The following is a 12,913-nucleotide window of genomic DNA, read 5'->3' as shown; positions in this document are numbered from 1 at the left end:
AAAAAGAATCAAATGAAAAACTATATATTTAGTCTATTCATCCTACTATTGTTACCTGTATGTGTTAGTGCACAAACAATAATCAGTGGTACAGTGAAAGACGTAGATGGAAATACTTTACCTGGTGTAAATATTAGAATTGTTGGTACTAATACAGGTACAATAACAGATTTTGATGGTAAGTATAAACTTCCCAATCTTGTAAAAGATGACCAAATTGAGTTCTCTTTTATTGGAATGGAAACTCAAATTATTAAGGTAACAACACAAAGTACTTTAGATGTTACTTTAGTGAATGAATTGAATCAGCTGGATGAAGTAATGGTCATCGGTTATGGTACAACTAAGAAGAAAGATTTAACAGGTTCTGTAGCTTCGGTAAATGCAGAAGAGTTATCTCAAACGGCAACAGCTAATTATGATGAAGCCTTAATGGGTCGTGTAGCTGGTGTGCAAGTTACTTCGGCAGAAGGTACTCCTGGTTCCCCAATGAATATTGTGATTCGTGGTGGTAACTCAATTACAGGTTCTAACCAACCGTTATATGTAGTAGACGGTATTCCATTAACGGATTTTGACCCTGCTACTATTAACACAGAAGACATCAAAGAATTTAACGTTCTTAAAGATGCATCTTCAACAGCTATTTATGGTTCAAGAGGTGCAAATGGTGTAATTGTAATTACTACAAAAAATGGATCTAACAATGGTACTACTAAAGTAACGTTGAATGCTTCATATGGTATGCAAGAGCCATTGGATTACATTAGAACACTGAATCCATATGAGTATGTTAGATATAGAGAAAATCAATTATGGTCTCGTAACGACTGGAAAAGAACTCCTGCTGGAGAGAAACAATTCAAAAATTTCTACGATTCTTGGATTGATAAAGAGTTATATAACAATGAAAATGGTCATGATTGGCAAGATTCTATTTACAGAAATGCACCAATTCAAAAATATAGCTTATCTGTAAGTGGAGGTAATGACATGACGAATGTTTACTATTCTGGTAATTATACAGATCAACAAGGTACATTAATTACAACAGGGTTTAAAAAGATCAATAATAACTTAAGATTTGAGCACAAAGCGTCTAAAAAGGCAACGTTTACAGTAGGTTTATTACATTCTTATAATGAAAGAGTGGGGCCTACTCTTAGAGAGAACCAATGGTCAAGTATAGCAAGAGATGCCGTTCGATTTAGACCTGCAGATCCAATTAACGACGAATTTGATGTTGCAGGTGGTTATGACCCAACAGACTCAGATTACCTAACAATGTATCCTCCTAAAGAGAACTTAGAGAATACACAGTCGGATTGGAAGCAAAATGTATTTAGAGGTAATGCAGCTTTTATCTATAAATTCCATAAAAATTTAACTTTAAGATTAAGCGGAAATTACCAAGGTACATTAGCTAAAGGAACGTTGTTCTATGGTGAAAATACAAGAGCAGGACAAAATTCAGCAGAAGGTATTCAAGGTACAATTAACCAAGCTGCATCAAACAACCTTGCCTCTTCTAATACATTAACTTATAAAAAGAGGTTCAAAAACCATGATATCTCTGTAATGGGTGGTGTAGAAGGATCGTATTATGATTACTCTAATAACTCATTCAAGAATGGTAACTTCCCAGTAGACGATTTTGGAACTGATAATATGGGTATTGCAACTACAGCAACTATTGCAACTTCAGGTTGGACTGGTAATACAATGTTATCTTACTTTGGTAGATTTACTTACTCTTTCAAAGACAAGTATTTATTAACTACTAACTTCCGTGCAGATGGTTCTTCTAAATTCCAAGACGGTAGTAAATGGGGTTTCTTCCCATCTTTAGCAGCTGCTTGGAGAATGAGCGACGAACCATTTATTAAAGACTTGAATGTATTCTCTAATTTGAAATTTAGAGGTGGTTGGGGTGTAACTGGTAACAACAGAATTGGAGACTTTGCCGCTTTCAACACGATTGCAGTTTCGAAATGGACAGGTTATAACTGGGGTAGTAACATGTCATATATTCCAGGTTCGCTACATTCAAATCTTGCAGTACCAGATTTAAGATGGGAGACTACAAATCAAATCAACTTTGGTTTAGACTTTGGCTTCTTTAATAACAGAGTTGAGGCAGTAGTAGATGTTTACCAAAAGAATACTACAGATTTATTACTTAATGCTTCTATGGCTACTAGTACAGGTTTCCAAAGAGTAATGCAAAATGTAGGAGAGGTACAAAACAGAGGTTTAGAATTTGCAGTGAATACAGTAAACATTCACAAGGGATCTTTCAAGTGGTCAACAAACTTCAACATTTCATTTAACCAAAACGAGGTTGTGAAATTGAATCAGGGTGAAGAACAAATTTATTCAAGAGCTAGATTCCAAGAAGATAATTACATTACACGTGTAGGTCAATCTGTAGGTATGATGTATGGTTTACAGTACGATGGTTTATATCAACATGCTGATTTCAACTGGGATAACGCTTCACAAACTTATGTATTAAAAGATGGTGTTGTAAGTAATGGAAACGCGGAAATTGCTCCAGGTGGTGTAAAATTCGTTGATCAAAATGGTGATGGTGTTATTAACGAAGAAGATCGTGTGATTATCGGTAACCCTATTCCTAAACACTTCGGTGGTATTACTAACTCATTATCATACAAAGGTTTTAATTTGAACTTTATGTTCCAATGGGCTTACGGTTTTGATGTGATGAATGGTAATAAAGTAGAAATGAACAGACCTTGGGCGCAACAAGCCTTCAATACAATGCCTGGTGTTGCAGATATGTGGACTCCTTTCAATACAAGTACTGATGTGAATACAACTACTTATGCAGGGGTATTAGGAGCACCAAGAGTTGGTAATCAAATTGATGATAGAGTTATTGAAGACGGGTCATTCATTAGATTAAAAACATTGACTTTAAGCTATAGCCTTCCTAAGAAGATCCTTAATAAAATGAAGATCAAAGGAATGACATTCGCTGTAACAGGTCAAAACTTATATACATGGACTAACTATTCTGGTGTAGATCCTGAAGTTGGTATTGCAGGTAATGGTTTAACACCAAACTTAGATTACTCAGCATACCCTCCATCAAGAACATACATGGGTAGTGTTAATCTTACATTCTAGTAAGTAGATGAATAAGATCAAACTTTAATTTAGATTTAAGATGAATAAAAAACATATTATAAAATTAGTAGCAGTTATCTTATTAGGGATGACGACTGCTTGTCAGAATTTTTTAGATGTTGAACCGAGAAATCAGTGGACAACAGATACCTATTACAATACTGAAAAGAAAGCTGATTTAGCTGTAGCTGGTATGCTCTCAGTATTTATGGGAGGCAACTTATATGGAGAAAACTTATCTATGTCCATGCAATATGGTACGGATGAAGGATACTACTCTAGAGGTTGGGATGATAACTGGCCTGTATCTACTTATACGTATGTATCCAACTCTATACATGTTGAAAAAACGTGGTCTGCATTGTATCAAGTAATACATAATGCTAATTTATTGATAGAGAACTTAGATAAAACATCTTTTGATGCAGAAACTTACAATTTCTACATTGCAGAAGCACGTTTCTTAAGAGCTTTAGCCTATCAAAATTTGGCTACTTGGTGGAATGAAGTTCCTCTAAGAGTAAAACCAACTTCAGTTCAATCTGATAATGTGTTAGCACCATCTTCTCAAGAAGATGTTTACAAATTAATTGAAGAGGATTATAAGTTTGCAGCAATGCATTTACCTCATGCAAAAGACGCGAGCTATGTTCATGGTCGTCCTAATAAGATGGCAGCAGAAGGGTTATTATCAAGAGCTTATTTGAAAATGGCTACTTATCCGATGAAGCAAACACAGTACTTTGATAGTGCTATGGTACACTTGGATAACATCATCTATAAAGATGGTTGGCATCAACTAAGAACTTCAGCAGATGACTCTTTAGGTTATAGACAGTTATTCTTAAATTACATTGGCGGTACTTACGATTTACAAGAATCATTATTCGAAATCACATATTCAAATAATATCGATATTGGTATGCCAGGTATGTCTTCGATAGGTAATAGAAATGGTTTATCGTTCGATTATAAAGCAGTGGGTCATCCATCTACGAACCATAGATCGGTACAAGTATCTCCAGTATTTGCAAGATTATATGAGGGAGAAGATAAGAGAAGACAATGGAATATCCCTGGTATTATGTATACAGGTGCTCAAAAAGTAGCTCGTGTTCCTACATTATTTGCACCTCAATATACACCAGGTAAATTTAGAAGATGGGAACCAGCTAATTGGGATGATGTAGATCAAAACAATCCTGTAGAAGAGTATGTTCTTTTAACCAATGAAACAATTGTAGAAAGAAACTTATCTCCTATCAACTTCCCTATCATGAGATTCTCTGATGTATTATTAATGTACGCAGAAGCAGCAAATGAAGTAAATGGAGGTCCAACAGCATCTGCTATTCAGTGTTTAAACCAAGTAAGACAAAGAGCAGGCTTGGAAGTTATTGAACTTTCAAATCCAGAAAAAATAGCCTCTAAAGATGCATTTTTTGCTGAGCTAATGGATGAAAGATTCAGAGAGTTAGCATTTGAAGGTATTAGAAAACACGATTTAATTCGTTGGGAAAAAATGGAAGAACGTCTTCAGTTCTTAAAAGAGACAATGGAGGCGCACCCTGATTATGATCCAAACTATTGGACAACCCCAGGTATCTCTAGACCCATTAATAACTTCAATCCTGCGAAGCACTATGAGTTACCATATCCTCTTCAAGAGTTGAATGTAAATACAGCTTTAAGACAAAAAGATAATTGGTAATACATAATATTATTAACATTAGGGGAAGCTATTTATAGTTTCCCCTTTTGTACTTTTTTTGACTACTTAATTGATGCATAAATGAAAAAGATACTCCTTTTATTATTAATGTTTTCTGCAACATCATTCGCACAAAATAAAGAAGAGAAAACCAATTTTCTTTTCATTGCTATTGATGATATGAATGACTGGACTGGTTTTTTAGGAGGTCATCCTCAAGCAATAACTCCTAATTTAGATCGCTTAGCAGAAAAAGGAACTAATTTTAGTAATGCACATTGTTCTGCTCCAGGGTGTTCTCCAAGTAGAAATGCATTACTTTATGGTGTAGAGCCTTTCAATTCGGGTTTATATCCATTTTATGATGAGGGTATTCACGAACAGTTAATGAAGGAGTATGTTAGTCTTCCGAGACTATTAAAGGAGAATGGCTACATTACTTATGGAGCAGGAAAAATTCATCATGGTTCTAAAAATGATGAAAGAGAATGGACCAATTACTTAGAAACAAAAAAACACAAGAAAATTTTTGCTGAGGGCGAAGGTTATCAGTTGGGTAAAAAATCAAAAATGTCATTTAGACCAACTATACAACCAGAAGAAGATAATACTGATTATGAAGTGGCTTCTTATGGAGTTGATTTTTTAAAAGATAAGCACAACGAGCCTTTCTTTTTGGCCATCGGAATTGTTAAACCACACTTGCCATTTGATGCTCCGAAAAGATTTTTTGATGCCTTACCAGATGAAATTACTCCTCCAGAAATTCTAGAAAACGATTTAAATGATATACCTGCAGTAGGTAAAAGTTTAAGAAAAGCCGGAGAGGATAAACGTTTTAGAGCAGCCAACAAATGGTCGGATGTAAGGAAAGCTTATCTAGCCTGTATTTCTTGGGCAGATTATAATATTGGTAGAGTACTAGATGCTTTAGAAAAAAGCGAATATGCTGATAATACAGTGGTTATTATTTGGTCAGATCATGGATATCATATGGGTGAGAAAATGGCTTTTAAAAAGTTTACACTTTGGGAAAGAGCTACTAGAGTTCCATTTATTATCTATGATCCCAAGGGTAAAAATAACGGTACTATTGAAGAAGCTGTTTCCCTTATTAATATATACAAGACTATTGCCGATAAAGCTAAAATCGAAACACCTAAATATGTAGACGGTACTAGCTTATTACCTTTAGTGATGGAAAAAAATACAATACTAAATCAACCCGCAATCACTTCATGGGGTCAAGGTAATTATGCCGTTAGGGACAATCAATACAGGTACATCAGATATTTTGATGGAACGGAGGAACTTTACATGCTGACAGAAGATAAAAATGAATGGAAAAATCTTGCGAAAGATGAAAATTTCAAACCTGAAATAAATAGATTATCTAAATACCTTCCGAAAACCGAAAAAACAATGATTAAAGAATATGTTAATCCTTGGAGTGTGGAAGGAGAATTTAGAAAAGTATACAGAAATAATAAAGTGAAATAAAATGAAAATTAAATTAAATAAAACTTTTCAATTTCTCTTCTTCCTAATTTTAGTAACATCAAATAGTATTTGGGCAACTAATATCTACATTGATGCTCATGGAGGAAACGATACGAATGATGGTGAATCAAAATCAGCACCAATAAAAACATTAGCAAAACTTAGTAACATTCAACTAAAAGCAAATGATAAAGTCTTCTTTGCCAATGGTGGAGAATACAAAGGAACAATTAACCTTAAGGGCCTTGTAGGAAAGAAAGGGAAACCCATCTTGTTGACTAATTATGTGTCTAAGACAAGTCCGTCAGATAAATTACCTCATATTAATGGGAAAGGACATGATAATGCTATTCTGATAGAAAACGCTAAATTCATCCAAATAAGTAACCTTAAAATTTCTGCCAATGGTGGAAGTTTCACCAAAAAAAAGCAAAATGGAATGCGTTGTGGGGTTCTAATAAATATAACTGAAGAAGGAAGTTATGGCTTCATCACTTTATCTAACCTTAGAGTGGAAGATGTTTATTTGATGAAAGAAGGTTATAAAAGAGGGGACAGAGAAGTATTTACACCCAATGGTACTCAAGGGTACGGATGGGGTATTCGTATTCTTGCACGTAAAAAAGGGGCTCTTTTAGAAAAAGTAGTGATTGATAATTGTGAAGTGACCAATGTTTCTCATACTGGAATAAAAATTACGGGAACGAATAAAAATATAAAAGACCTTAAGCTAACCAATAACATAGTTTTTAAAACTGGCGGACCTGGCATGCAAATGAGTAATGTTGAAGATGGTTTGGTTGCTAAAAACAGTGTGAACTATTCTGGAAACAATGATGACTCAAGAAAGTGGGGTAGAGGTAGTGGACTTTGGACTTGGGGTTGTAATAAGGTTTTGATTGAACATAATGAGTTTAGAAATGCCCATGGTCCAGCTGATTCAGCAGGTTGTCATATAGACTTTAATTGTTCTAATGTAATTGTACAATACAATATTAGTGAGAATAACGCAGGTGGCTTTTGCGAGATCTTAGGTAACAATTTTAATTGTGCTTATCGTTATAATGTGAGTATTAATGATGGTCACCGTGTGAAAAAGAAAGGTGTAGCCTCACAGGAAGGAAAGATATTCTGGTTAAGTGGTTTTAACGGAAAAGGTAAAGAAAGAAAAGGTCCTTTCAATAGTTATTTCTACAATAATACCATTTATGTAAAAGACGGACAGATGGCTAAAGTTGCTATTGATAGAGCTGCAAAAGGGGCATTAATAGCTAACAATATATTTTATATTGAGGGAGAAAGTAAACAAGTTTTGGGAGATCAATATAAACCAGAAGTAGAAGGAGAGTTATTGATAGAAAATATTGTATTCAAAAATAATCTTTTTCTAAAGGCCAGTAATTGGCCTTTAGAAGCATCTATCCAAGACGAACAGCCTATTATAGGTGACCCTAAGTTTGTGAACAAAAATGGTAGAAATTTACTAGATTTTGCACCAACAAATAAAGACTTGGTTAAGGGTAAAGGAATTCAAATTATTGAGATTCCAAAAGATAAAAAAGGTTTATATATAGGGGTAGAGGTAAAAGAAGATATCTTAGGAAACCCTATTAATGGCAAACCAGATCTAGGAGCTATTCAGTATAATGAACAGTACTCTCAAACACAGAAATAAACCAATAATTCTTATCACTTTTACCAATTGATGAGAATTTGAAACACCTCTAATGCCCCAAATTGTGGGTGTTAGAGGTGTTTTTTTTGAAAGTAACATAAAATTGTATCAAAAGAGCACAAATTCATCAATCTTGATATCACTAAGGATTTGACGAAAATAAACCTCATAGAGAATCTTCTTTTATATAAATTGCTTTTATATTTTTTAGCTTCGTTATTTTATTTTGAAGCGACTATAATAACGACAAACATCAAAATCATAAATGAAATGAAAAAATTAATTTATATAGGTTTACCATTAATTGCATTGGTGATTTTTGCCTATAAAAGTATTGATAAAAAGAAACCTAATAAGAAGCCGAATGTAATCGTAGTTTTAGTAGATGACTTGGGTTATAAAGATGTTGGCTTTAATGGAAGTGAAGAAATTCCTACTCCCAATATTGATAGAATTGCCAATGAAGGAGTAAAGTTTACGAACGGATATGTGACCTATGCTGTATGTGGACCTTCAAGAGCCGGTTTAATTACAGGTCGTTACCAAGATCGTTTTGGTTCTGGAAGAAACCCATTATGGGCACCTAATGATATTGATCAAGGGTTAAGCTTAGAGGAAGAAACAATTGCTGATGTTCTAGGTCGTGAAGGGTACAAAAGTATTGCTTTAGGTAAATGGCATTTAGGTGCTCACGAAGCATTAAGACCATTAAAAAGAGGATTTGATGAGTTCTATGGTTTTTTAACCGGAGGACATAGATATTTTCCTGAAGAATGGACTTTATCTGATATTTCTCAGATCACGAAACATAACGAAGCTTATAGAACTAAACTGTTACGTAACAACACTAGAGTAGAGGAGAAAGAATACCTAACAGATGCTCTTTCTAGAGAAGCAGTAAGGTTTGTTGATGAAAATTCTGAAGAGCCTTTCTTTATGTATTTAGCTTATAATGCACCTCACGCACCATTACAAGCAACACCTAAATATTTAGAAAGGTTTGAACATATGGAGGAAGGAAAAAGAAAAACATATTGTGCTATGGTATCTGCTGTAGATGATGGAGTAGGTCTATTGTTAGAAAAATTAGACGAAAAGAAAATTGCAGATAATACTATTGTAATTTTTCTTTCTGATAATGGTGGATCACCTAAAATTAAAGCAGATAATGCTCCATTAAGAGGTCATAAAGGTTCAATTTATGAAGGTGGTGTACGTGTTCCTTTTGCAATGCGTTGGCCAAATCAAATTAAAAAAGGAATGGTGTACGATCAGCCAGTAATTTCATTAGATATTATGGCAACAGCAGTAGACTACGCAAATGCATCTCCTAAAAAAACTTTAGATGGTGTGAATATCGTTCCTTTTATCAAAGGAGATAAATCAGGTACTCCTCACGAATCATTAAGATGGAGACATTATGATAAGAAATCTTATACGGTTAGAATGGGAGATATGAAATATCTACACCTATACAATAAAAAATCAGAGAAATACCATAAAGAGTTCTACAACGTATCAGAAGATATTGGAGAAAAAAATAACCTAAAATTATCTTCAAAAGAAGAAGAGAAGCTTCAGAACGAATATAATAAATGGGTGGAGCAAATGGTGAAACCAAAGTACTTAGGTTTATTACAAGATAAAAAATATTCTAAATTGCATCCAGATCGCTTTAATGTAAAACCATACTAATAACAAATTTGAAATGAATAAATTAAAACAACTAGGTACTTCTATTCTCCTTCTAGCAGGACTTGCTAGTTATGGACAAACTGTTGAAAATTGGGAAAACCCATCTGTTATAAGAGTAAATACAGAACCGACACATAGTACTTTTACACATTACAAAAATGTCAACTTTTCTAAGTCGTCACAAGACTTAGATAATTATAAATACCTAAATGGTTCTTGGAAGTTCAATTGGGCAGAAAAACCTTCTGATCGTCCAAAAGATTTTTATAAATCAGATTTTGATGCGAATGCTTGGGATACGATAGAAGTCCCTTCTGATTGGCAAAGAAAAGGGTACGGTAAAGCAATTTATACCAATATCATTTACCCTCATCCAATGAATGCTCCTTACATTCCTCATGAATACAATCCTGTAGGAAGTTATAAAAGGTCATTTGACGTGGGAGAAGCCTGGATGAGTCAGGATGTTTTTCTACATTTTGCAGGAGTTAATTCAGCCTTTTATGTTTGGATTAATGGCGAACAAGTAGGCTACGCACAAGGTTCTAAAACAGGTATAGAGTTCGATATTACTTCTTTCATAAAGCAAGGAGAAAATGATCTTTCTGTAGAAGTTTACCGTTGGTGTGATGGCTCTTATCTCGAAGATCAAGATTTCTGGAGATTGAGTGGTATTGAAAGAGATGTATTTGTATATGCTACGAGCAAATCTAGAATTAGTGATATTAAAATTACTTCTGGTTTAGAAAAGTCACAGTATAAAGATGGTTTACTATCTTATACAGTGGATACGAAAGGAATCTCTAAAAAGAATAAAAAGAAACTACAATTAGATGTAGTACTAAAAGATGCTCAAGGTGGAATGGTTTATACTAAATCAACTCCTTTAGCTAAATTAGAAGGGAACACAGTAGAGGTTAAAAACCATGCTATAGAAAATGTACTTACATGGTCAGCCGAAACACCTCATTTGTATCAATTAGAGGTGGCTCTAAAAGACAAAAATGGAAATGTTGTTGATGCAACTTATCAAAAGATAGGTTTTAAAACTACTGAAGTTAAAAATGGTCAATTCCTAGTAAATGGTCAGCCAGTATTATTAAAAGGGGTGAACCGTCATGAGCACGACCCAGTAAACGGACATGTAGTTTCAAAAGAAATGATGCTGCAAGATGTTATTGATTTGAAAAAATACAATATCAATGCAGTTAGAACATCTCACTACCCTAACGATCCTTATTTCTATGAGCTTTGCGATCAATATGGTATTTATGTTTGTGATGAAGCCAATATTGAGTCTCATGGTTACGGTTATAAAGCGGATGAAACATTAGCCAATAATCCTTTATACAAAGAACAACATTTGGATAGGGTACAACGAATGGTGAAGAGAGATTTTAACCATGCTTGTGTAGTTTATTGGTCTTTAGGTAATGAAGCTGGAAATGGTTCAAACTTTAAAGTCGCTTACGATTGGGTACATAGTTATGATGCTTCAAAACCAGTTCATTATGAGCGTTCAGGATATAAAAAGAGTGAGCCTGTAACTTCTGACATTATATCTTGGATGTACATGAGTATGGAGCAGGTAACCAAGAAGTTATTGAATAAAAATGAGGGGTTGCCAGCTGAAGAACAGCTTCCATTTATCTGGTGTGAGTATAGTCATGCTATGGGTAATTCTAATGGTAACTTTAAAGAATACTGGGATTGGGTAAGAGCCAATAGATCTGTTCAAGGAGGATTTATTTGGGATTGGCAAGACCAAGGTTTAGAAGAGAAAACAGCGGACGGCGAGATTTATTATGCTTACGGTGGTGATTATGCTCCAGATACAATTCATACAGATAACAACTTCTGTGCGAACGGTATTATTGGTTCTGATAGAAAGCCTCACCCAGGTGTTGTTGAAATCAAACATGTCTATCAAAATCAACATTTTGAAATGATTAGTCCGACTAAATTCAGTCTTTATAATGAGAATTTCTTCAAGGATTTATCAAATACAACGGTAAGATGCGAATTACTTGAAAATGGTAAAGTTGTTGTGACTAAATCTTTAGATCAATTGAATGTTTTACCTCAAGAGACAAAAGAATTTGATGTCAAATTAAGTTATGAAATGAATCCTTCTAAAGAGTATTTTATCAATTTCTATTTGATTGATAATGGTTATGAACAATTGTTAGAAAAAGGACATATCCTGTCTTCGAATCAGTTTTTGATTCAAACTACTCAAGAACAAGTAGTCACTGAGATCAAAAAACAAGGGGTAAAACTTACTGAAGTAGAAGAGGTGATTACAATCACAGGTGATAACTTTAAAGTTATTTTTGACCAAAATGAAATAGGATTAGCTTCTTATATCGTGAATGGAGAGGAATACTTAAAAGAGCGTCCGAAGTTAAACTTTTGGAGAGCAATGACAGATAATGATTTTGGTGCTTGGCATGCCGATAATGAAAAAGATCAATATTATTTTGAATGGCGAGACCAAGCTTCTAAAGCTAAAGTTACTGGACGAAATGTTGATCAAAAAGACGGTGTTTATACGGTTACTTATGAGATGGAATTAGCAGCACTGAAAGCTAAAAATGTAATTACATACACTATTCAACCTAATGGTGCCATTGATGTGAATAGTGAGTTTGTTGCAGAACAGCCAAAGCAATTAAAATTCATGCCTCGTTATGGAATCACTTTAGCCATTGATAAAAAATATCATACGGTGAATTATTACGGTAGAGGACCAGAGGAAAACTACATCGATAGAAACAATGGATCTTTCGTAGGTCTTTATACTACTGATGTTGCAGATATGTACGTGCCTTACATCCGTCCTCAAGAAAACGGACATAGAACTGATGTTCGAAATGTAAAATGGTTGGATAAACAAGGGAAAGGTCTAGAAGTAACAGCTTCTACTACTTTAGAATTTAATGCTTTATTTAATCCTATTTCAGATTTTGATCCAGGAAATGAAAAAGCACAACGACATACTTCTGATGTACAACCTAAAGACCTTGTTTATATCTGTATTGATGATCAACAAGCGGGTATAGGAGGAGAGAATTCTTGGTCGAAAAGAGGTTTGGCTAAGAAGCAGTATCAATTAGATCCTTCTAACTGTAAGTTATCATTTAGTATTAATACGGTTCAAGGACCAAAAGTGAATTAATAAT

The 12,913-nt window shown here is 34.2% G+C and carries 6 protein-coding genes; all 6 read left to right on the top strand.

Features of this window, described 5'->3' with window-relative positions:
- Positions 1 to 12: 12 nt before the first annotated feature.
- Entirely contained in the window at positions 13 to 3,150 is a 3,138-nt protein-coding gene (locus NH26_RS23990; protein ID WP_044217221.1) for a SusC/RagA family TonB-linked outer membrane protein, read from the top strand.
- 40 nt (positions 3,151 to 3,190) lie between these two features.
- A complete protein-coding gene (locus tag NH26_RS23985; RefSeq protein WP_044217219.1) occupies positions 3,191 to 4,861 on the top strand; it encodes a RagB/SusD family nutrient uptake outer membrane protein in 1,671 nt (556 codons plus the stop codon).
- Between the two features lie 81 nt (positions 4,862 to 4,942).
- Positions 4,943 to 6,361, top strand: a complete 1,419-nt coding sequence (locus tag NH26_RS23980; protein WP_044217217.1) for a sulfatase — start codon at positions 4,943 to 4,945, stop codon at positions 6,359 to 6,361.
- 1 nt (position 6,362) lies between these two features.
- Positions 6,363 to 8,036, top strand: coding sequence for a right-handed parallel beta-helix repeat-containing protein (locus NH26_RS23975; protein WP_044217215.1), 1,674 nt, complete (start codon positions 6,363 to 6,365; stop codon positions 8,034 to 8,036).
- A gap of 270 nt (positions 8,037 to 8,306) precedes the next feature.
- Entirely contained in the window at positions 8,307 to 9,731 is a 1,425-nt protein-coding gene (locus NH26_RS23970; RefSeq protein ID WP_044217213.1) for a sulfatase-like hydrolase/transferase, read from the top strand.
- Positions 9,732 to 9,744: 13 nt separating this feature from the next.
- The gene (locus NH26_RS23965) at positions 9,745 to 12,909 is read left to right on the top strand and encodes a glycoside hydrolase family 2 TIM barrel-domain containing protein (RefSeq protein WP_052431699.1); all 3,165 of its coding nucleotides are present in this window, start codon (positions 9,745 to 9,747) and stop codon (positions 12,907 to 12,909) included.
- The last annotated feature ends 4 nt before the right edge of the window (positions 12,910 to 12,913 follow it).

It is taken from the genome of Flammeovirga pacifica (assembly GCF_000807855.2).
Taxonomy (GTDB): Bacteria; Bacteroidota; Bacteroidia; order Cytophagales; family Flammeovirgaceae; genus Flammeovirga; species Flammeovirga pacifica.
Note: the sequence above shows the minus strand (reverse complement) of the source record. Positions and strands in the feature narration are given on the sequence as shown.

What these genes read in the sequence shown, in the direction of transcription:
- NH26_RS23990 (WP_044217221.1), top strand. Translation starts at nt 13, where the DNA reads ATGAAAAACTATATATTTAGTCTATTCATCCTACTATTGTTACCTGTA.
- NH26_RS23985 (WP_044217219.1), top strand. Translation starts at nt 3,191, where the DNA reads ATGAATAAAAAACATATTATAAAATTAGTAGCAGTTATCTTATTAGGG.
- NH26_RS23980 (WP_044217217.1), top strand. Translation starts at nt 4,943, where the DNA reads ATGAAAAAGATACTCCTTTTATTATTAATGTTTTCTGCAACATCATTC.
- NH26_RS23975 (WP_044217215.1), top strand. Translation starts at nt 6,363, where the DNA reads ATGAAAATTAAATTAAATAAAACTTTTCAATTTCTCTTCTTCCTAATT.
- NH26_RS23970 (WP_044217213.1), top strand. Translation starts at nt 8,307, where the DNA reads ATGAAAAAATTAATTTATATAGGTTTACCATTAATTGCATTGGTGATT.
- NH26_RS23965 (WP_052431699.1), top strand. Translation starts at nt 9,745, where the DNA reads ATGAATAAATTAAAACAACTAGGTACTTCTATTCTCCTTCTAGCAGGA.